At 72.5% G+C, this 20897-nt stretch carries 17 protein-coding genes and 1 pseudogene; 1 reads left to right on the forward strand and 17 read right to left on the reverse strand.

Annotation, left to right across the window (positions count from 1 at the left end):
• Positions 1-16: 16 nt before the first annotated feature.
• From QWU11_RS37865 to mihF, 8 genes are all read right to left on the reverse strand, one after another.
• Complete coding sequence (locus QWU11_RS37865) at positions 17-2869, reverse strand: primosomal protein N' (RefSeq protein ID WP_290119350.1); 2853 nt, start codon at positions 2867-2869, stop codon at positions 17-19.
• Positions 2870-3532: 663 nt separating this feature from the next.
• Entirely contained in the window at positions 3533-3892 is a 360-nt protein-coding gene (locus QWU11_RS37870; protein WP_290119351.1) for an MmcQ/YjbR family DNA-binding protein, read from the reverse strand.
• Between the two features lie 48 nt (positions 3893-3940).
• The gene (locus tag QWU11_RS37875; protein ID WP_290119352.1) at positions 3941-5152 is read right to left on the reverse strand and encodes a cytochrome P450; all 1212 of its coding nucleotides are present in this window, start codon (positions 5150-5152) and stop codon (positions 3941-3943) included.
• A 108-nt stretch (positions 5153-5260) separates the two neighbouring features.
• Positions 5261-6454 carry a methionine adenosyltransferase gene (metK, locus tag QWU11_RS37880; protein WP_290119353.1) on the reverse strand — a complete coding sequence of 398 codons (1194 nt, stop codon included), beginning with the start codon at positions 6452-6454 and terminating at the stop codon, positions 5261-5263.
• A gap of 115 nt (positions 6455-6569) precedes the next feature.
• Positions 6570-7808 carry a bifunctional phosphopantothenoylcysteine decarboxylase/phosphopantothenate--cysteine ligase CoaBC gene (gene coaBC / locus QWU11_RS37885; RefSeq protein ID WP_290119354.1) on the reverse strand — a complete coding sequence of 413 codons (1239 nt, stop codon included), beginning with the start codon at positions 7806-7808 and terminating at the stop codon, positions 6570-6572.
• A gap of 53 nt (positions 7809-7861) precedes the next feature.
• A complete protein-coding gene (gene rpoZ, locus QWU11_RS37890; RefSeq protein ID WP_290119355.1) occupies positions 7862-8131 on the reverse strand; it encodes a DNA-directed RNA polymerase subunit omega in 270 nt (89 codons plus the stop codon).
• 11 nt (positions 8132-8142) lie between these two features.
• Positions 8143-8712 carry a guanylate kinase gene (gmk, locus tag QWU11_RS37895; RefSeq protein ID WP_290119398.1) on the reverse strand — a complete coding sequence of 190 codons (570 nt, stop codon included), beginning with the start codon at positions 8710-8712 and terminating at the stop codon, positions 8143-8145.
• Between the two features lie 82 nt (positions 8713-8794).
• Complete coding sequence (gene mihF / locus QWU11_RS37900) at positions 8795-9121, reverse strand: integration host factor, actinobacterial type (protein WP_290119356.1); 327 nt, start codon at positions 9119-9121, stop codon at positions 8795-8797.
• Between the two features lie 1196 nt (positions 9122-10317).
• Between mihF and QWU11_RS37905 the strand changes: the two are divergent.
• Positions 10318-10434: pseudogene (locus QWU11_RS37905) on the forward strand (hypothetical protein); the annotation flags it as partial.
• A gap of 51 nt (positions 10435-10485) precedes the next feature.
• Here QWU11_RS37905 and pyrF read toward each other — a convergent pair.
• From pyrF to pyrR, 9 genes are read right to left on the reverse strand one after another with little or no spacing between them, the layout of a single operon-like run.
• Complete coding sequence (gene pyrF, locus QWU11_RS37910) at positions 10486-11187, reverse strand: orotidine-5'-phosphate decarboxylase (RefSeq protein ID WP_290119357.1); 702 nt, start codon at positions 11185-11187, stop codon at positions 10486-10488.
• Entirely contained in the window at positions 11184-12182 is a 999-nt protein-coding gene (locus QWU11_RS37915; protein ID WP_290119358.1) for a dihydroorotate dehydrogenase, read from the reverse strand. The genes pyrF and QWU11_RS37915 overlap by 4 nt, the downstream gene beginning before the upstream one ends.
• A complete protein-coding gene (locus QWU11_RS37920; RefSeq protein ID WP_290119359.1) occupies positions 12179-13048 on the reverse strand; it encodes a dihydroorotate dehydrogenase electron transfer subunit in 870 nt (289 codons plus the stop codon). The genes QWU11_RS37915 and QWU11_RS37920 overlap by 4 nt, the downstream gene beginning before the upstream one ends.
• Complete coding sequence (carB, locus tag QWU11_RS37925) at positions 13045-16380, reverse strand: carbamoyl-phosphate synthase large subunit (RefSeq protein ID WP_290119360.1); 3336 nt, start codon at positions 16378-16380, stop codon at positions 13045-13047. The genes QWU11_RS37920 and carB overlap by 4 nt, the downstream gene beginning before the upstream one ends.
• A complete protein-coding gene (locus QWU11_RS37930) occupies positions 16380-16577 on the reverse strand; it encodes a hypothetical protein (RefSeq protein WP_290119361.1) in 198 nt (65 codons plus the stop codon). The genes carB and QWU11_RS37930 overlap by 1 nt, the downstream gene beginning before the upstream one ends.
• Positions 16574-17686: a glutamine-hydrolyzing carbamoyl-phosphate synthase small subunit gene (gene carA, locus QWU11_RS37935; protein WP_290119362.1), complete on the reverse strand. Its 1113-nt coding sequence runs from the start codon at positions 17684-17686 to the stop codon at positions 16574-16576. Before carA ends, QWU11_RS37930 begins: the two co-directional genes overlap by 4 nt.
• The gene (locus tag QWU11_RS37940; protein ID WP_290119363.1) at positions 17683-18966 is read right to left on the reverse strand and encodes a dihydroorotase; all 1284 of its coding nucleotides are present in this window, start codon (positions 18964-18966) and stop codon (positions 17683-17685) included. Before QWU11_RS37940 ends, carA begins: the two co-directional genes overlap by 4 nt.
• Complete coding sequence (locus QWU11_RS37945; RefSeq protein ID WP_290119364.1) at positions 18963-19910, reverse strand: aspartate carbamoyltransferase catalytic subunit; 948 nt, start codon at positions 19908-19910, stop codon at positions 18963-18965. Before QWU11_RS37945 ends, QWU11_RS37940 begins: the two co-directional genes overlap by 4 nt.
• Positions 19907-20476, reverse strand: a complete 570-nt coding sequence (pyrR, locus tag QWU11_RS37950) for a bifunctional pyr operon transcriptional regulator/uracil phosphoribosyltransferase PyrR (protein WP_290119399.1) — start codon at positions 20474-20476, stop codon at positions 19907-19909. The genes QWU11_RS37945 and pyrR overlap by 4 nt, the downstream gene beginning before the upstream one ends.
• Positions 20477-20897 lie beyond the last annotated feature (421 nt).

The following is a 20897-nucleotide window of genomic DNA, read 5'->3' on the forward strand; positions in this document are numbered from 1 at the left end:
GGGAACAGTCTACGGTTCAGATCAGCTCGAGCGGGTCGACCCGGACGCGTACGACGTCGGCGGTCTTTCGCGTGCTCCGAGCGGCCTGCGCGGTCTTGAGGAGCCGGGACAGGGCGACGCCGCGGGCCCGCTCGACGCGTACGAGGGCGCGCTCCTGGCCCTCCCCCACCTCGACCGGCCCGAGGACCTCGGCGTCCTTCGGCAGGTCGGCGGCCTCGACCAGCTCGCGAACGGACTGCGGGGTGCCGGTCAGGGAGGCCATCCGCACGGCGGGCGGGAAGCCGAGCTCGCGGCGTTCGGCCAGCTCCCGCTCGGCGTACGTGACCGCGTCCCAGCGGATCAGGGCCTGGACGGGCACGAGCGCGCCGTCCGCGAGGACGACGACGGGACCACGGGAGCGTACGAGAGCGGCGGCGTTCATCCAGCGGCGCAGCGCCTCCTCGCCGGCGCGCAGGTCGGCGCGGCCGAGCAGGACCCAGCCATCGAGCAGCAGCGCGGCGGCGTACCCCTTTTCGGCCACGGGCTCGGCCCCGGGCGTCGCGACGATCAGCGCGGGCTCGTTGCCGACCTCGGCGAGCACACCGTCCCGCCCGGACGTACGGATCGGGACGCCGGGGAAGGCACGGCCGAGCTCCTCGGCGGTACGCCGGGCACCGACGACGACGGCGCGCACCTGCCGCCCGCCGCACTCCGGGCACGCCCACGCGCCCGCGATCCGGCCGCACCAGCGGCAGTACGGCGCCGCGTGTGAGGACCGCAGCGACAGCGGCCCTTCGCACTCGGTACAGCGCGCGGGGCCGCGGCAGCGGGAACAGGCCAGCGCCGGGACGTACCCGCGGCGCGGCACCTGGACGAGCACGGGTCCGTGCTCGAGCCCCTGCCGCGCGGTACGGAACGCCAGGTGCGGCAGGCGCGCGCTGCGTGCCGCCTCGTCGCGGGCGAGGTCGGCGTCGTCGCCGGAGGGCCGGATGTAGGCCATGGCCGCGCGCAGCCGCTCCCGGTCGGGGGTGAGCGGGTGCGCCCAGCCGGCCTGGACGAGTTGTGTGGCGTCGGTGGTGCGGGTGAACCCGCCGATGAGGGCGCCCGCCCCGGCGCGGTGTGCTCGGAGCGCGAGCACCTCACGGGCGTGGGGGTAGGGCGCGTGCGGTTCGGCGTGGACGTCGTCCCCGTCGTCCCAGAGCACGACGAGCCCGAGGTCCTTGACGGGCGCGAAGATCGCGGCACGCGTGCCGACGACGACGCGCACCTTCGCCCGGCGTACGGCGAGCCAGCGGCGGTAGCGTTCGGCTGGCCCGAGCTCGGCGGTCAGCGCGACGTGGCCGCCGGGCCCGAGCTCGGCGGTCAGCGCCTGGTCGACGCGGGCGACGTCCCGCCCGTCGGCGACGACGATGAGCGCCCCGCGTCCGCCGGCGAGCGCGGCGCCGGCGGCCCGCGCGACGGCGGGCGTCCAGTCGGCCCCGGGGAGCGCACTCCATACGGCCCGCGGCGCCCGCCGCTCCTGGAGCGCCCCGAGGAAGGAGGGGCCGGCCGGATACGCCGCCCAGGGGCCCGGCTCGATCGCTTCTCGCGCCGTCGTGCCCGGGGTTCCCGGGCCGCCTGCGGCCGTCACTCCGGCGAAGCCGGAAGGCGGCTCCGTCGTACGGGCGGAGGCGCCTTCCGGCACACCGCCGGCCGCCTGTCGCCTGAGCGGCCCGGCGAGTGATGCGTCCACTTCGCCTCCGGCACGACCGGACCGCGAGGCGTCTTCCCCGTTGCCCGGCGCCTCTTCGCTCTCGTGACCAGCCGGCGTTCCGGCGTCCGCCACCGCACCCGCAGGCCCCGCCCCGGCGACCGGACGCGAAGACGCCGCCGGCCCCCCGGCGACCGCGCGGGACCGCGTCGCCTCGGATACGGCCCCCGAGGCTTCCGTTCCCTCGCCGCCGCCACCCGGCATCCCGACGTTCGCCGCACCGCTTCCGGGCACCGGCCCCGCACCCGCGATTTCCCCGGCAGCGGACCGCGTCGCCTCAGGCGGCGCGTATGTTCCGGTCTCGCCACCGTCGGCGGGCGGCGTCTCCGGCCGGCCGGCCGGCCCGTGCGCGGTGTCCGATCCCCCTGGGCCCGTTCCCCCGCCGCCGGAGGAGTGCTGTGTCCCGGCCTCTTCCTCTGCGGGCGGCGGCCCCGCGGCCTTCCCCACGACCGGTCGCGGAGGTGCCACCGGCTCGCTCCTCGCATCGCCGGGTTCCGGCACGCCCTCCGGCGCCGCTGCCCCTGCCTCGCGGCCACGGAGCGGGGGCGTCTCGGCGACCCGGCCTCCCGGCCCCGGCGTGCCGACCGCCGCCACGACGGAGCGCGGAGGTGCCTCTGGCTCGTCTTCGGTGTCGCCGGCGGGTGTCTTCGGTGTGTCGTTCTCGGCTTCGACGCGGGCGTGGCGGGGTGGGATGGCGAGGCGGAGTACGTCGGCGAGGGTGCCCGCGTAGCGGTCGGCGATCTCTCGTGCCAGGGCGGCGATCTCCGGGGTGAGCACCGGCTCGGGCGAGGTCACGCGTTCCAGGAAGGCGAGGCGGCCGTCGTGGTCGGTGTGGTCGACGCGTTCGAGCAGGTAGCCGTCCATGAGCTGTCCGGCGAACCTCACGCGCACCCGGCAGCCAGGCACGGCCGCGGCGTCCAGCGTCGTCGGGACCAGGTAGTCGAACGGGCGGTCCAGGTGCGGTAGAGACATGTCCACCGCCACACGCGCGATCGGGAGGAGCTCCGCGGGTTCGCGCTTGCCCTTCTTGGTGGCGCGCCTACGGCCGGCCGGCCGCTCCTCACCGGCTCCGGCGGGCACGGGTGAGACCGGGAGGTCGCCCATCCCGGGAAGCACGCCCGTCTCCACGCCCTCGCTCACGCTCCCGTCCTACCAGACCCCCGAACCCCCGGCGCCCGCCCGCACCCGACGCGCCCCGTCGCGAGCCGGGCTTTCCGCGCCCACCCCGAGACCTCGGTGGTCCGCGTACGGGTGTCCCAGATCGAGTCCGGGTTCAGCTTGACGACGACGGAGCCGAGAGACCAACCCTGATCACCAGGGCGTACTTTCGTCGCCACCGCGCCGGAACCCTGCGCCACTACGGCCTGCTCGCCCGCGCGACCGAACGCAGGTCGCCCGGCGTACGACGGCCTCGTGCGGGAGAGCACGCCGCCACGCCCCGGCGGCGTGTCGGATGGAGCCGCCGCCGGCCGATGAGCCTTCACGACCGGCGAACCCCAGACCGTCCCCGCCGAACGCGGGCGGGGCGGGGGCGAGCCCTGCGGATGGGGTGCCCCCGACGGCCCCGGGCCCGGCGCGGCCTTCCGTCACCGTCCCGCGAGCCGGAACCCACCCCAGCCACCCGCCCTCCGCATCGGCTCCCCCGACCACCGGCGAGCCGCAGCCCGCCCCGACCTTCGGCGGCGGCGCTGCGCGAATCAGGCGCGCCGGCCGCGGTGGCCCCGCCGCATCAGTCCGTCCGGCCCCCCGGCGCAGCCGGCTCAGGCGTGGCGCGAGTCCCACACCGCAGCTCACCCGAGGCGGCTACACGCCCTCGCGGGTGGCGGTCAGGGCGTACGCCGCCGCCACCTTCTTCGGTACGGCGCCGCGCCAGGCCTCCAGGACCAGTTCGTGCATCTCCTCGACCTCGATCGCCGCCAGCCGTACCTCGATCCAGTTGAACCGCTGGTCCGAGACCCGTGGCATGAGGAACTTGCCCGGCTCCGCGGCGATCACCGCCTCACGCTCCTCCTTGGGGAAGCCGCAGCCCATCGTCGTCTCGTCCCGCGAAATGGAGACATAGACGATCCGGCCGATGCGGAACTTCACCCGGTCCCGGATCAGATGCTCCTCCGACCGCGGCAGTGTGGACGCGAGCCGCCGGATGTCGTCGACCGTGACCATGCCCCACCCCCTCTCCCGCCCACCATCCAAACACCGCCCACCGACACTTCACGCGAACGAGACCGGCAGCCGCTTCGGCCCCCGCAGGCTGGCGACCTGCCACTCCAGGTCCTCGTACGGCACGGCGAGGGCGAGGTTCGGCAGCCGCCGCAGGACCGTGCCGATGGCGACCTCGCCCTCCAGCCGCGCGAGGGGCGCGCCCAGGCAGTAGTGCGGGCCGTGGCCGAAGGCCAGGTGGGCGTTGTCGGTGCGGGTGACGTCGAGCCGGTCCGGGTCGGCGAACCGGCCCGGGTCGCGATCCGCGACGGCCGTTCCGATCAGCACGGTCGCGCCGCACGGGATGGTCACGCCGCCGATCTCCACGTCCTCGGTCGGGAAGCGTATGACTCCGGGGCTGACCGGGCCGTCGTAGCGCAGGAGCTCCTCCACCGCGCCCGGCAGCAGGCCCGGGTCGTCGCGCAACAGCTTGAGCTGCGCGGGATGGGCGAGCAGGACCGCGACGCCGCCGCCGATGAGGTTGACGGTCGTGATGTACCCGGCGACCAGCAGCAGGAAGGCCATGGAGACCAGCTCGTCCTCCGACAGGCTGTCCGCGGACGAGTCGCGCGTCATGACGAGCGCGCCCAGCAGGTCGGCGCCGGGAACGGCGCGCTTGGCGGCGAGCAGACCCTGCAGGTAGGTCCACATCTGGTTCCAGGCCTCGTCCGTGGCGTCCTTGTCGACGTGGTCCGGATGCTGGGTGAGCATCCGGTCCGTCCACTTCTGGAACTCCTGGCGGTCCTCGACGGGCACGCCGAGCAGTTCGCTGATCACGGTGACGGGCAGCGGCAGCGCGAGGTCGGCGACCAGGTCGGCACGGCCGGCCGGAAGAACCTCGTCGACGAGCGCGTCGGTGATCTCCTGGACGCGGGGCCGCAGCGCGGCGACGCGGCGGGCGGTGAACGCCGCGGAGACGAGGCGGCGCAGCCGGGTGTGGTCGGGCGGGCCGACGCGGATCATGCTGCGGGTGAACGAGTCGCGCTCGGCCGTGGGCAGCTGGTCGAGCAGCCGCGTGTCGGCTGCGTCGCGCAGGTCGCTGCTGAACCTCGGGTCGGAGAAGGCGGCGAGCCCGTCCTCGTACCGGGTGATCAGCCACGCCTCCACGCCGCGGACCGTGGCGACCCGCCGTACGGGGCCCTCCTCGCGCAGCGCCTGGTAGAAGGGGAACGGATCCGCGACGAACTCCGGGTCGTCGTACGGGAACACCGTCGGCTCATCCATGGGGCACCTCCACGCAGGGCGAGATCACCCCGCGTTACTCTCTGTGCCCAGAGAACTACACGGCGAAGCAGGAGGGCGGCCCCGACCGGGACCGCCCTGTGCGAAGAACTAGAGACCGGCGGCCGAACGCAGCGAGTCGGCGCGGTGGGTGGTCTCCCACGAGAAGTCCGGCTCCTCGCGGCCGAAGTGGCCGTACGCCGCCGTCTGGGAGTAGATCGGGCGGAGCAGGTCGAGGTCGCGGATGATCGCGGCCGGGCGGAGGTCGAAGACCGCGAGCACGGCTTCCTGGATCTTGGCGGTCGGGACCTTCTCGGTGCCGAACGTCTCGATGAACAGGCCGACCGGGTGCGCCTTGCCGATCGCGTACGCGACCTGGGCCTCGCAGCGGTCCGCGAGACCGGCGGCGACGACGGTCTTGGCGACCCAGCGCATGGCGTACGCGGCGGAGCGGTCGACCTTGGAGGGGTCCTTGCCGGAGAAGGCGCCGCCGCCGTGACGGGCCATGCCGCCGTAGGTGTCGATGATGATCTTGCGGCCGGTCAGGCCGGCGTCGCCCATCGGGCCGCCGATCTCGAAGCGGCCGGTCGGGTTGACGAGCAGCCGGTAGCCGCTCGTGTCGAGGTCGAGGTCGGCCACGATCGGGTCGACCACGTGCTCCTTGACGTCCGGCGTGAGCAGGTCGTCGAGGCTGATGTCCGGGGCGTGCTGGGAGGACACGACGACGGTGTCGAGACGGACCGGCTTGTCGCCGTCGTACTCGATGGTGACCTGGGTCTTGCCGTCGGGCCGGAGGTAGGGGACGACGCCGTTGTTGCGGACCGCGGACAGCCGGCCGGCGAGCCGGTGCGCGAGGGTGATCGGCAGCGGCATCAGCTCCGGGGTCTCCCGGCAGGCGTAGCCGAACATCAGGCCCTGGTCGCCGGCGCCCTGCCGGTCGAGGTCGTCCACGCCCTCGCCACCACGGGACTCGTACGCGTCGTCCACGCCCTGGGCGATGTCGGGCGACTGCGCGCCGATCGACACCGAGACCCCGCACGAACGTCCGTCAAAGCCCTTGCTGGAGGAGTCGTAGCCGATTTCCAGGATCTTCTCCCGGATGACACCTGGGATGTCCACGTACGTCTCGGTGGTGACCTCACCGGCCACGTGCACCTGGCCGGTAGTGATCATGGTCTCGACGGCGACGCGGCTCTTGGCGTCGTCCTTCAGCATCGCGTCGAGAATCGCATCGCTGATCTGGTCCGCGATTTTATCCGGGTGACCCTCGGTCACGGATTCTGAAGTGAACAGGCGACGGGACACGTGCGTGTACTCCTTGCAGCGGCTGCTGACTGACGTAGCAGAAACGGACTTGCGTAGGTGGGGGGGAAGTCTACCGAGAACGGGTTAAGTCACGTTGAAGCGCGTCGGCCGAATTTCACCTCAACCTGGCGGTGACCAGGTCCCACACTACGTCGGCGAGTGCTTCCTTCGTGCCTCGCGGCACGTCGACGGCCTCCCCTTCGGGAGACAGGATCACCGCGGCGTTGTCGGGCGCGCCGAACGTCAGGCTCTCCCCCACCTCGTTGACGACGAGCAGGTCGCAACCCTTGCGGGCGAGCTTCTGGCGGCCGTGTTCGAGCACGTCATGGGTCTCGGCGGCGAACCCGACTATCACCTGCGGATGAGCCCCCGGCGCTCGCGCGGCGTGGACGACTTCGGCCAAGATGTCGGGATTCTCCACGAGGTGGATCGGGGCCAGCCCGGCACCTGCGGTCTTCTTGATTTTTGCGCTTTCGTATTCGGCCGGACGGAAGTCGGCGACCGCCGCCGCCATGACCACGGCGTCGGCCTCGCCCGCCACCTTCAGCACCGCGTCGCGCATTTCCCGCGTCGAACCGCTGCGTACGACGTCGGCGCCGGCCGGGTCGGGCAGCGCGGTGTTGGCCGCGACGAGGGTGACCCGGGCCCCGCGCGCCACCGCCGTACGGGCCAGGGCGTATCCCTGCAGGCCGGACGAGCGGTTGCCGATGAAGCGGACCGGGTCGATGGGCTCGCGCGTGCCGCCGGCGGAGACGACGACGTGGCGGCCGGCCAGGTCCTGTGGGAGGGCCAGGGAGCCGCGGTCGAGCACGCGGAGGGCGGCCTCGAACAACGCGTCGGGGTCGGGCAGTCGTCCCTTGCCCGAGTCGGCGCCGGTGAGGCGGCCGACGGCGGGTTCGATGACGACGCAGCCGCGGGAGCGCAGCGTCGCGACGTTGGCGCGCGTCGCGGGGTGCTCCCACATCTCGGTGTGCATCGCGGGCGCGAACACGACCGGGCAGCGCGCGGTGAGCAGCGTGTTGGTCAGCAGGTCGTCGGCGATGCCGTGGGCGGCCTTGGCCAGCAGGTCGGCGGTGGCCGGGGCGACGAGGACGAGGTCGGCGCCCTGCCCGAGGCGTACGTGCGGGACGTCCTGGACGCCGGACCAGACCTCGGTGGTGACGGGTTCGCCGGACAGCGCGGCCCAGGTGGGCTCGCCGACGAACCGCAGCGCGTCGCGGGTCGGGATCACGCGGACCCGGTGACCGGACTCCTTCAGCCGCCGCAGCAGCTCGCAGACCTTGTACGCGGCGATGCCGCCGCCGACGCCGAGGAGAACCCGTGGACCCTCACCGGCCGGACGTGCGTCTGTCATGGCGCGGACACGGCCTGATGCGGCCGGGGCCCGTGAGGGTCTCCGGGAAACACTTACGGGCCTTCGATGGCCTCGGAGTTGAGCAGGCCCTCGCGGACCTCACGCAGCGCGATCGACAGCGGCTTTTCCTGGACCTGGGTCTCCACGAGGGGACCGACGTATTCCAGCAGGCCCTCGCCGAGCTGCGCGTAGTAGGCGTTGATCTGGCGGGCGCGCTTGGCCCCCATGATCACGAGGCTGTACTTGCTGTCAACGATCTTGAGCAGGTCGTCGATAGGCGGATTGGTGATGCCGTCGGCACCGCCGGGGGTGTTCGAAGCCACTCCCGCGCCTCTCAGTCGGAATCAGATGGGTCAACAGCCAGCAAGGATATCAGCTCACGGCAGACGTCCTTGACCGAAGTGTTCACCAGCGTGACGTCGAATTCCTTCTCGGCCGCGAGCTCGGCTCGCGCCGCGGCCAGCCGCCGCTCGATCACGTCGGGCGGCTCGGTGCCACGGCCGACGAGCCGGCGTACGAGCTCCTCCCAGGAGGGGGGCGCCAGGAAGACCAGCCGCGCCTCACGCATCGAGGCGCGGACCTGGCGTGCGCCCTGCAGGTCGATCTCCAGCAGAGCCGGCACGCCGGCGGCGAGGTGCTCGAGCACCGGTCGCCGCGGCGTGCCGTAACGATTGCCCGCGAACTCGGCCCACTCGAGCAGTTCGCCCTCGTCGACGAGCCGGTCGAACTCGGCCTCGTCGGCGAAGAAGTAGTGCACGCCGTGGACTTCGCCGGGTCGCGGCGCACGGGTTGTCACCGAGACCGACAGCCACACCTCAGGATGCGCATGCCGGATCTCGGCGACGACCGTGCTCTTGCCGACGCCGGACGGCCCGGAGAGGACCGTCAGGCGCCTGGACGGGATGGAGCCGGAAGCCGCGGGTGGAGCGGAACCGGCCGCGGCGGCCGTGTGGGGGTGGCCGCCGCGCCCGTCCGGCGCAAGCCGATCAGCGATTTGCACCGCCGCCGAACTCACGCTCCAGAGCGGCACGCTGGTTGGCGCCAAGGCCCCGCACGCGGCGGGACTCGGCGATACCGAGCCGCTCCATGATCTGCTTAGCGCGAACCTTTCCTACGCCAGGCAGGGATTCCAGTAGTGCCGACACCTTCATCTTTCCGATTACGTCGTCGGCCTGACCGTCTTTCAGAACCTCAGCGAGGGAGGTTCCCCCATGCTTGAGGCGGTCTTTGACCTCGGCACGCTCTTTGCGGGCCTTGGCAGCCTTCTCCAGGGCTGCGGCGCGCTGTTCAGGGGTTAGGGGCGGAAGCGCCACGCCGGGTCACCTCGTGTTTCCACTCGATTGAGTCGGACGGCTCGGGAACCTAGCGAGTTCAGGGCCCATAAAGCAACGTGAAAGCCCGTTTAGCCCGTCATTAAATTGCAGATGTCACTCTATGAGCTGTCCTGAACACGCAGAGTACCCAATCAGGGGGGTTGCTTCACCCCGAACCGTACGACGGCCTGGCGTTTCTTGCGAGGGGCAAATGGCCCAGTCAAGACGAAACGGCGGCAGACGGCGGTCTGTGGGACACGTTTCGCCGCTTGCCGCCCTCCGGAAGCGCTTACGCTCCGGTGTCCACGGGCCGGACGGTCTCCCGCCACGTCAGCGTGGTGCAGATCACGTCGGGTGAGCGCACGCGGCTGACCTGTGGTGTCGCCGGGACGAGTGTGACGATCACCGGGCGCGGCGCCGGCCGCCCGCCGCGCGGGAGCCGGAGTATGCCTTCCGGTATTTCGAACATCGGCGCGCCGTCCGGGGTCGTGGTTATTGCATGCCGTTTGTCGGGTTGGAGCGCGCCAATCACGATGGACCGCTTCTCAAAGTGCTCAGTTGAGCACGCTCGAGTGAGCGGCCGCGGCTATGCGACGAGCGCTCCGGCGGATGGTCGTACTGCTGCCACAGAACGGTTTGGTGATCTTCGTCACCCATCCCCCCGGGAACGGCTTCGAGGCCATTACGAGTGCCCCCTTCCGCGTCCATCCCCCGGCCCGCGAGCGGGCGGAGACGGCGCGGGATGCCCTCGGCACGGGGCCCGGACGGGCCGTCGCGGACTTGGGCAGGAGCGGTGATTCCGCGGGACAGGTCCCAGGGACGGGCCGGCGGGACAGGCCCCCGAGAGGGCGAAAGACCAGGTCAGAAGGCTGTTGAAGCAGTGGGACAAACACCGGGTGATCGAGCCCCGGTGCACGAGGGCGGCGGCATTTCCGGCGCCGGAGAGGTAACCGATATCGAGAAGGCCGAGCCGGGACCGATGCGCCCCGACCGGCGGACCGCGAAGCTCCGCGACGAAAGGCCGGGAAACCGTACGGGCCGCGCGCCGAACGACCGAGGCCGGCGTCGCCGCCTCCCCGCGTTCGCCCGGCGAGGGCCCTCAACGGCGCTGAGGCCTCGCCTGCGCCGTGAAACCCGCCCACACCACCACGACAGACCACCCCATGCCCCACGCGGCCTCAGAGCCGCTCTGAGACGTGCGTCGCCCCGGGGAGCGTGAGGAGCGCGCGGCGGGCCACGACAAGGAGCACGACAAGGAGACCGCGCTGCGCATCGCGGCGGCGACGTCGAGCCGCTCGGTGCTGGTGTCCGGGCTGACCGTCATGGTGGCGATGGCCGGCATGAGTGCTGTTCGAGGGAGAGCCCTACGCGATGCCGCGCGTACGGCGCAGGGACGCGGCGATGCCCGCCGCCGCCGCGCCCGGGTCCGGGGCGGCGGTGATGGGGCGGCCGATCACCAGAAGGTCCGCGCCCGACGACAGGGCCTCCTCCGGAGTCGCCACCCTCGCCTGGTCCTGGGTCGCCGCGCCGGTCGGCCGCACGCCGGGTGTGATCAGCGTCACGTCCGGCCCGACCTCCGCGCGCACCGCCGCCGCCTCCATCGGGGAGCACACCAGCGCCTGCGCGCCCGCCTCGACCGCGAGCGACGACAGGCGGCGCACCGCGTCGGGGGCGGGGCCCGCCAGCCCGACGCTCGTCAGGTCGCCGTCCGCCAGCGACGTCAGCACCGTCACGGCGGCGATCTTGGTGTTCGGGGCGGCCTCGGCGGCGGCGCGGATCATCGCGGAGCCGCCGGTGGCGTGGACGGTGAGGTACGCGGGCTTGAGGCGGGCGACCGCGCGGGCCGCGCCGGCCACCGTCGCCGGGATGTCGTGCAGCTTCAGGTCCAGGAAGACCTGGACCCCGCTGGCGCCGCGGACGCTCGCGACCACGTCCGGCCCGTATCTCAGGTAGAGCTCCAGGCCCACCTTGACCGTGCTGACGTGAGGAGTCACCAGGGTGGCCCAGCGGGCGGCCGTCTCGAGGTCCGGCGCGTCGAGGGCGACGGCGATGGGGGCGGGGTTCACTGGAGAGTCTCCTGTTCCGTGGGCTCACCCACGCCGACGTTCGGGTCGATACGGCGCATCAGCGTTCCGGCGGGCTTGTGCGCCAGCCCCACCGCGTCGGCGAGGCGCGGGATGCCGCGCTCGCGCAGCGCGGCGTCGAGCTCGCGCAGGATCCGTACGCACGCGGACGGGTCGTGGATGTTCGCGGTGCCGACGGCCACCGCCGACGCGCCCGCGAGGATCAGCTCCAGGGCGTCCAGGCCGGTCCGTACGCCGCCGATCCCGACGATCGGGACCTCCGGCAGCGCCGAGTGCACCTGGTAGACGCAGCGGACCGCCACGGGACGGATCGCCGGGCCCGACAGCCCGCCGGTGACGCCGGCCAGCCGCGGGCGCAGCGTCGTCGTGTCGACCGCCATGGCGTGCAGCGTGTTGATCATCGACAGGCCGTCGGCGCCCGCGTCGGCGCAGGCCATCGCGACGCCGACGACGTCGGTGACGTCCGCCGACAGCTTGGCGAGCACGGGGACGCCGCGGCGCGTGTTCGCGCGCACGGCGCGGACGACCTCTCCGGCGGCGGTCGGGTGCGCGGCGAACGTCAGGCCGCGGTCCTCGACGTTCGGGCAGGCGGTGTTGATCTCGACGGCGGTCACGGCCGGGGCTCCGGCGAGCCGGGCGGCCACCTCGGCGTACTCCTCGAGGCTGTTGCCCGCGATCGAGACGATCGTGCGGGCCCCCTGCTCCTCGAGCCAGGGCAGGTCGTGTTCGAGGAACGCGTCGATGCCCGGTCCCTGCAGGCCGGTGGAGTTGATCACGCCGCTCGGCGTCTCGGCCAGCCGGGGCGTGGGGCGGCCCGAGCGCGCCTCCGGAGTGATCGACGGGGTGACGATGGCGCCGAGCTTGGTCACGTCGAAGAAGCGCCCGAGCTCGCGCCCGCTGCCGCCGCAGCCGGAGGCCGTCATGATCGGGTTCGGCAGCGTCACGTGGCCGATCCGGGCGGTCAGGTCGACGCTCATGGGCGCTCTCCGAGGCGCAGCGCGCGCGGAGCGCCCAGCGCGTCGAACGGGATGGTGCCGACGTCGTCCCAGCGGACGCGCTCGCCGCGGAAGACCGGGCCCTCGACGCAGGTGCGCACCATGTGCGTGGCGCCGTCGTCGCCGACCACCGGGAGCACGCAGGCCATGCACACGCCGGTGCCGCACGCCATCGGCTCCTCGACCAGGACCTGCGCCGGGATGCCGTAGCCGGCGCACGTCCGTGTGATCGCGCGGAGCGTGTCGAGCGGCGTGCAGGCGTACACGACGTCGGCCTGGGCGTCCTCGATCACTCCCGCCAGGAGTTCGGCGACCGAGCCGGGAGAGCCGAGCGAGCCGTCTTCGGTCGCCACCGCGACCGAGTCGCCGGCCCGCCGCGCACCGCGGGCGCCGAGCACGTCGTCGGAGGTGGCTCCGCCGAGCAGGAAGTGCAGCCGGCAGTCGCGCTGGCGGAGCACGGAGGCGAGCGGGAACAGCGGGGAGCTGCCGTGCGCGACGCCGACGAGCACGCAGTTCACCGGGTCGCGCGGGAGCGGGAACGGCCGGCCGAGAGGCCCGGCGACGTCAACGATGTCGCGCGGGCGCAGCGCGGCCAGCCACTCGGTGCCCTTGCCGCGCACCGCGAAGACGATCTCGATGGTGCCGCCGTATTCGGGCTTGACCTCGCGGACGGAGAAGCACCGGCGCAACAGCATGCCGGACTGCTCACCACCGACCGCGAGCGCCACGAACTGGCCCGGCCGGAAGCGCTCGGCGACGCCCGGGGCCACCAGCGTCATCGTCTGGTACGCCCCGATCCGCCGCATCGTGAGCACGGTGCCGGGTACCTGGACCGGCGAGTCCGTCAACTACTCCCCCTGAGATGCTCCGCGTGCTCCTGGAGCGACCGCACGCCGACGTTGCCGGCGGTGATCGCCTCGATGCCCTGGACCGCCGCGCCGAGCGCCTGCACCGTGGTGAGGCACGGAACGCCGCGCAGCACCGCCGCGGTACGGATCTCGTATCCGTCGAGCCGCGGCCCGGACTGGCCCGGACTGCCGAACGGGGTGTTGACGATGAGGTCCACCTCGCCGTCGAGGACGCGCCGTACGATCGTCGGCTCGCCGTCCGGACCTGGTCCGGCGCTGTGCTTGCGAACGATCTTGGCATGGACGCCGTTACGTCGCAGGACTTCGGCGGTGCCCTCGGTTGCGAGAATCTCAAAACCTAGGTCAGCCAAGCGTTTGACCGGGAAGATCATGGCGCGTTTGTCGCGGTTGGCGACGGATACGAACGCGCGGCCCTTGGTGGGCAGCGAGCCGTACGCCGCCGCCTGCGACTTCGCGTACGCCGTGCCGAAGTCGGCGTCGATGCCCATGACCTCTCCCGTCGAACGCATCTCCGGGCCGAGGATCGTATCGACGCCGCGCCCCTCAGGAGTGCGGAACCGGTCGAAGGGCAGCACGGCCTCCTTGACCGCGATCGGCGCGTCGAGGGGCAGGTCGCCTCCGTCGCCGGTCGCGGGCAGCAGCCCGTCGCCGCGCAGCCGGGCGATCGGGGTGCCGAGCATGACGCGCGCGGCGGCCTTGGCGAGCGGCACCGCCGTCGCCTTGGAGACGAACGGCACCGTACGCGAGGCGCGCGGGTTGGCCTCCAGGACGTAGAGCACCCCGGCGGCGAGGGCGTACTGCACGTTGATCAGGCCGCGGACGCCGATCTCCCTGGCCAGCGCCTCGGTGGAGGCGCGGATCCGGGAGATGTCCTCGTGCCCCAGGGTGATCGGCGGCAGCGCGCAGGCGGAGTCGCCCGAGTGGATGCCGGCCTCCTCGATGTGCTCCATGACGCCGCCGAGGTAGAGCTCGGTGCCGTCGTAGAGCGCGTCGACGTCGATCTCGATCGCGTCGTCGAGGAACCGGTCGACGAGTACCGGGTGCTCGGGGCTCCACTGGCCGCCGCCGCCCGTGGCGCGGTCGATGTAGTCCCGCAGCGTCTCGGCGTCGTAGACGATCTCCATGCCGCGGCCGCCGAGGACGTACGAGGGCCGTACGAGCACCGGGTAGCCGATCTCCTCCGCGATCGCCACGGCCTCCTCGTACGCGGTGGCGGTGCCGTGCTTGGGCGCGGGCAGCCCGGCGCGTTCGAGGACGCGGCCGAACGCGCCGCGCTCCTCGGCGAGGTGGATGCTCTCGGGCGAGGTGCCGACGACGGGCACCCCGGCGTCCTTGAGCCGCTGCGCCAGCCCGAGGGGCGTCTGGCCGCCGAGCTGGACGATCACACCGGCGACCTCGCCCGTCTCCTGCTCGGCGTGCACGACCTCCAGGACGTCCTCCAGGGTGAGCGGCTCGAAGTAGAGCCGGTCGGAGGTGTCGTAGTCGGTCGAGACCGTCTCGGGGTTGCAGTTGACCATGACGGTCTCGTAGCCCGCCTCGGCGAGCGTGAACGACGCGTGCACGCAGCTGTAGTCGAACTCGATGCCCTGGCCGATGCGGTTGGGCCCGCTGCCGAGGATGATCACCTTGGGCTTGCGGCCCGGCGGGACCTCGGTCTCCTCGTCGTAGGTGGAGTACAGGTACGGCGTCTCGGCGGCGAACTCGGCGGCGCACGTGTCCACGGTCAGGTAGACCGGCCGGATGCCGAGCGCGTGCCGCAGCCCGCGGATCAGCTCGGCCGACACCCCGCGGATCTCGGCGATCTGCTCGTCGGAGAAGCCGTGCCGCTTGGCCGCGCGCAGCGCCTCGGGGTCGAGCTGGTCGCCCGTGAGCGTCGCGGCGATGTCGCCGAGCGCGGCGATCTCGGCGAGGAACCACGGGTCGATCGCCGTCGCCTCGTGCGCCTCCTCGATCGTCGCGCCGGCCCGCATCGCCTGCTGGAGCGCGCGCAGCCGCCCGTCGTGGGGGCGCGAGGCGCGCTGGAGCAGCTCGGCCTTGAGCGCGTCGCGGTCGGCCTCCGTGAGGAGTTCGGGACCCGGGGCCCAGGAGAAGGCGGCTCCGGGCCGCTCCAGCGACCTCAGCGCCTTCTGGAGGGCCTCGGGGAACGAGCGGCCGATGGCCATGGCCTCGCCGACCGACTTCATGTGCGTCGTGAGCGTCCCGTCAGCGCCGGGGAACTTCTCGAACGCGAACCGCGGGGCCTTCACCACGACGTAGTCCAGGCTCGGCTCGAAGCTGGCCGGGGTCTCGCGCGTGATGTCGTTGCGGATCTCGTCCAGCGTGTAGCCGACCGCGAGCCGGGCGGCGATCTTGGCGATCGGGAAGCCGGTGGCCTTGGAGGCGAGCGCGCTGGACCGCGAGACCCGCGGGTTCATCTCGATGACGGTCATGCGGCCCGTACGCGGGTCGATCGCGAACTGGATGTTGCACCCGCCGGTGTCGACGCCGACGGCGCGGATGACGTCGATCGCGACGTCGCGCATGTGCTGGTACTCGCGGTCGGTGAGCGTCATCGCGGGCGCGACAGTGATCGAGTCGCCGGTGTGCACGCCCATCGGGTCGAGGTTCTCGATGGAGCAGACGACCACGACGTTGTCGTTCCGGTCGCGCATCAGCTCCAGCTCGTACTCCTTCCAGCCGAGGATCGACTCCTCCAGGAGCACCTCGCTGGTCGGGCTGGCGGCCAGGCCGGCGCCGGCGATCCGGCGCAGGTCGTCCTCGTCGTAGGCCATGCCGGACCCGGCGCCGCCCATCGTGAACGAGGGCCGGACCACCATGGGGTAGCCCAGCGTCTTCGCGGCGCCGAGGCAGTCCTCCATCGTGTGGCAGATCACGCTGCGGGCGGACTCGGCGCCGATGTCGGCGACGATCCCCTTGAACCGCTCGCGGTTCTCCCCCGCCTGGATCGCGTCCACGTTCGCGCCGATCAGCTCGACGCCGTACTTCTCCAGCGCGCCGGACTCGTGCAGCGCGATCGCGGTGTTGAGCGCGGTCTGGCCGCCGAGCGTGGGCAGCAGGGCGTCGGGGCGCTCCTTGGCGATGACCTGCTCGACCGTCGCCGGGGTGATCGGCTCGACGTACGTGGCGTCGGCGATCTCCGGGTCGGTCATGATCGTCGCCGGGTTGCTGTTGACGAGCGAGACCCGCAGCCCCTCGGCCTTCAGGACGCGGCACGCCTGGGTGCCGGAGTAGTCGAACTCGGCGGCCTGGCCGATCACGATCGGGCCGGAGCCGATGACGAGAACGGACCTCAGGTCGGTACGGCGCGGCATCAGGCCCCCTGCGCGGACGCGATCGCGGCGGCGACGAGGACCGCCACGGTCAGCACGGCCGCCGCGGTGGCGACGAGGAGGGCACGCGGGCTCGGCGCCTTGGCGCGCAGGACCGCGTCGTTCGGGTCGACGGGAACGTGCCCGTGGGAAGCGGCCTCGGAGGCGTGGTCGGCCTCGTGGCTGGAAACGTCGCTCATTCGCTCATCAGCTCGCAGAAGGTGTCGAAGAGGCCGGTGGCGTCGTGCGGGCCGGGCGCGGCCTCGGGGTGGTACTGGACGCTGAACGCGGGGCGGTCGAGCAGCCGCAGGCCCTCGACCACGCCGTCGTTGAGGTCGACGTGGCTGACCTCGGCGCGGCCGTACGGGGTGTCGAACGGCCCGTCGAGGGGCGCCTCCACGGCGAAGCCGTGGTTGTGGCTGGTGATGTGCACCCGGCCGGTGCCGCGGTCCTGGACCGGCTGGTTGACCCCGCGGTGGCCGAACCTCAGCTTGTAGGTGCCCAGGCCGAGCGCGCGGCCGAGCATCTGGTTGCCCAGGCAGATGCCGAAGACGGGCCGGCCCTCCTCCAGCACGCCCTTCATCGACGCGACCGCGTAGTCGCACGCGGCCGGGTCGCCGGGGCCGTTGCTGTAGAAGACGCCGTCCGGCTCCAGCGCGAGGATCTCCTCCGCGGTGACCGTCGCGGGCAGCACGTGCACCTCGCAGCCGCGCTCGGCCATGCGGAGCGGCGTCATCGTCTTGATGCCGAGGTCCACGGCGGCGACCCGGTGGCGGACCCGCCCTTCCGGCCGTACGACGTAGGGCTCGGCGGTGGAGACGACGCGCGCCAGGTCGGCGCCGACCATGTCGGGGCTGGCCAGGACGCGCTCCAGCAGCGCGGCGGGCTCGGTCTCCCCGGTGCTGATGCCGGCCCGCATCGCGCCGCGGTCGCGCAGGTGGCGGGTCAGCGCCCGCGTGCCCTGCACGGCGATGCCGACGACGCCGTACGCGCGCAGCTCGTCCTCCAGGGACCGCTGCGAACGCCAGCTCGACGCGACGCGTGAGGGCTCGCGCATGACGTACCCGGCGACCTGGACGCGCCCGGACTCGGCGTCCTCGTCGTTGACGCCGGTGTTGCCGATGTGCGGGGCGGTCATCGCGACGATCTGCCGGTGGTACGACGGGTCGGTGAGGGTCTCCTGGTAGCCGGTCATGCCGGTGTTGAAGACCATCTCGCCGAACGCCTCGCCCTCGGCGCCGTACGCGGCGCCGCGGAAGGCGCGGCCGTCCTCCAGGACGAGGAGCGCTTGTCTCGGCGGCTGGATCATGCCGGCTTTCCCTCCAGAACGGTCGGCCGCCCGCGCAGGAACGTCGCCAGAACGCGGCCCGGCAGCTCGATGCCCGCGAACGGCGTGTTGCGGCTCTTGGACACCGAGGCGGCCGGGTCGATGACCCTGCGCGCGCCGGGGTCGTACAGGGTCAGGTTGGCCGGCGCGCCCTCCGCCGGAAGGTGCCCCTGGCCGTGGAGACGTCCGATGCGCGCGGGCCGTACGGACATGCGGTCGGCCAGCCCGGCCCAGTCGAGCAGCCCGGTGTCGACCATGGCCGCCTGCGCGACGGACAGGGCCGTCTCCAGCCCGATCATGCCCATCGCGGCGGGCGCCCACTCGGTCTCCTTGGCCTCGACCGGGTGGGGCGCGTGGTCGGTCGCGACGCAGTCGATCGTGCCGTCGGCCAGGGCCTCGCGCAGCGCCTCGACGTCGGCCTTCGTCCGCAGCGGCGGGTTGACCTTGTAGATCGGGTCGTAGGACTCGGCGAGCGCGTCGGTCAGGAACAGGTGGTGCGGGGTCACCTCGGCGGTGACCTGCCAGCCCTTGCTCTTGGCCCACCGGATGATCTCGACGGAGCCGGCCGTGGAGACGTGGCAGACGTGCAGGCGGGAGCCGACGTGGGCGGCGAGCAGGCAGTCGCGGGCGATGATCGCCTCCTCGGCCACGGCCGGCCAGCCGGCCAGGCCGAGCCGTCCGGAGACCTCGCCCTCGTTCATCTGCGCGTGCTCGGTCAGCCGCGGCTCCTGCGCGTGCTGGGCGACGACGCCGTCGAAGGCCTTGACGTACTCCAGCGCGCGGCGCATCAGCACCGCGTCGTCCACGCAGTGGCCGTCGTCGGAGAACACGCGCACGTGCGCGGCGGAGTCGGCCATGGCGCCGAGCTCGGCGAGCTGGCGCCCCTCGATGCCGCGCGTGACCGCGCCGACCGGGTGGACGTCGCAGTGGCCGGCCTCACGGCCGAGGCGCCAGACCTGCTCGACCACGCCCGCCGTGTCGGCGACCGGCTCGGTGTTGGCCATGGCGTGCACGGCGGTGAAGCCGCCGGCCGCGGCGGCGCGCGTGCCGGTCTCGACCGTCTCGGCGTCCTCGCGGCCGGGCTCGCGCAGGTGGGTGTGCAGGTCGACCAGGCCGGGCAGCGCGATCAGGCCGTCGGCCTCGATGATCTCGGCGCCGGCGCCGTCGAGGTCATCGCCGATCTCGGCGATGACGCCGTCGTCGATCCGCAGGTCCCGCGGCTCGCCGCCGAGGATGCGGGCGCCCTTGATCAGGTAGGTCATTCGCCGTCCATTCGCGTGGTTCCGATCGCGGGCTGTGAGCCGCCGAGCAGGAGGTAGAGCACGGCCATGCGCACGGTGACGCCGTTGGCGACCTGCTCGACGATGGTCGAACGCGGCGAGTCGGCCACCTCGGCGGCGATCTCGACGCCGCGGTTCATCGGGCCGGGGTGCATGACGAGGGCGTGCGGCGGCAGCGTGTCCATGCGCCGGGCGTCCAGGCCGTACCTGCGGCTGTACTCCCGCACGGTCGGGAAGTACGCGGCGTTCATCCGCTCCTGCTGGACCCGCAGCATCATGACGACGTCGCTCTTGGGCAGGACGGCGTCGAGGTCGTAGGAGACCTCGCAGGGCCACGTGCCGATCGCGACCGGGAACAGCGTCGGCGGCGCCACCAGGGTGACCTCCGCGCCGAGGGTCTCCAGCAGCAGGACGTTCGAGCGCGCGACCCGGCTGTGCAGGATGTCGCCGACGATCGTGATCCGCCGGCCGTCGAGGTCGCCGAGCCTGCGTCGCATCGTGTAGGCGTCGAGCAGCGCCTGGGTGGGGTGCTCGTGGGTGCCGTCGCCGGCGTTGACGACGCTGCCGCGCACCCAGTCGGCGAGGCGGTACGGCGCGCCGGAGGCGCCGTGGCGGATCACGACGCCGTCGGCGCCCATCGCCTCCAGCGTCAGCGCGGTGTCCTTCAGGCTCTCGCCCTTGGAGACGCTCGACCCCTTGGCGGAGAAGTTGATCACGTCCGCGGACAGGCGTTTCGCCGCGGCCTCGAACGAGATGCGGGTCCTGGTCGAGTCCTCGAAGAACAGGTTGACGACGGTGCGCCCGCGCAGCGTGGGGAGTTTCTTGATCGGCCGGTCGGCGATGCTCGCGAGCTCCTCGGCGGTGTCGAGGACCAGCAGGGCGTCGTCCTTGGTCAGGTCGGCCGCGGAGATCAGGTGGTGTTTCACTTGCCTGCCTCCAGAAGGACGGCGTCGCGGCCGTCCACCTCCTCGACCAGGACCCGTACGGTCTCCTTGGCGCTCGTCGGAAGGTTCTTGCCGACGTAGTCGGCACGGATGGGCAGCTCGCGGTGGCCGCGGTCGACCAGGATCGCGAGCTGGACGGCGCGCGGGCGGCCGAGGTCGTTCAGGGCGTCGAGCGCGGCGCGTACGGTGCGGCCGGAGAACAGGACGTCGTCGATCAGCACGACGACGCGGTCGTCGACGCCTTCGGGCGGGAGTTCGGTACGGCCGAGGGCGCGCGCGGGCCGCAGCCTCAGATCGTCGCGGTACATCGTCACGTCGAGAGAGCCGTGGGGCACCGGGTGGCCCTCGACCTCCTCGATGCGGCGCGCGAGCCGAGCGGCGAGAGTGACCCCTCGTGTCGGGATTCCGAGGAGGACGACGTCTCTGCCGCCTTTGGTGCGTTCGAGTATTTCGTGGGCGATTCGACTCAGCGCACGGCGTATGTCAGGCGCCTCGAGAACTGATTTGTGACTCACGTCACCATCGGGAGATGACCTGTGCGGGGGCACAGAGGCAGCACTCACCGGGGAAACCTCCTTTCCCGCCTCACTGGACGGGCCTTAAAGGATCGGCCTTTTCAAGGTAGCAGCCCGGGTCCGACGGGATGGCACCCGCCTCCGTGATTGTTTTCCCAGGTGACGGGTGCCGCCCGCGGGGCCGCTCCGGACGCGCGAAGCCTTATGCGGACGGGGTTTTCCGGCGTTCGGCACTCTCCTGGAGGACACTGCCAGCGATGACGGATTCGACCGCTTTTTTCCAATCGGCTTGACCTGGAGCCCTACCCGTTTTACCGTCACTGTCCGTAACCATCCCAGGAGATGGACCCCTCGGGTCAGTCGGCCCCCACGCCGGCTGAAAGTGCGCCCCCATGACGCACGCCTTCCGGGGAGACAGGGGTTCACGCCCCTTGGTCCCCTCCCGGGCCGCCGT

The organism is Actinomadura sp. DC4 (assembly GCF_030406325.1).
Taxonomy (GTDB): domain Bacteria; phylum Actinomycetota; class Actinomycetes; order Streptosporangiales; family Streptosporangiaceae; genus Actinoallomurus.

Coding starts and splice junctions, on each gene's coding strand:
- QWU11_RS37915 (WP_290119358.1), bottom strand. CDS start 12,182: ATGAGCGTCGACCTGACCGCCCGGATCGGCCACGTGACGCTGCCGAAC.
- QWU11_RS37875 (WP_290119352.1), bottom strand. CDS start 5,152: ATGGATGAGCCGACGGTGTTCCCGTACGACGACCCGGAGTTCGTCGCG.
- carB (WP_290119360.1), bottom strand. CDS start 16,380: ATGCCGCGCCGTACCGACCTGAGGTCCGTTCTCGTCATCGGCTCCGGC.
- carA (WP_290119362.1), bottom strand. CDS start 17,686: ATGATCCAGCCGCCGAGACAAGCGCTCCTCGTCCTGGAGGACGGCCGC.
- QWU11_RS37940 (WP_290119363.1), bottom strand. CDS start 18,966: ATGACCTACCTGATCAAGGGCGCCCGCATCCTCGGCGGCGAGCCGCGG.
- QWU11_RS37930 (WP_290119361.1), bottom strand. CDS start 16,577: ATGAGCGACGTTTCCAGCCACGAGGCCGACCACGCCTCCGAGGCCGCT.
- coaBC (WP_290119354.1), bottom strand. CDS start 7,808: ATGACAGACGCACGTCCGGCCGGTGAGGGTCCACGGGTTCTCCTCGGC.
- QWU11_RS37870 (WP_290119351.1), bottom strand. CDS start 3,892: ATGGTCACGGTCGACGACATCCGGCGGCTCGCGTCCACACTGCCGCGG.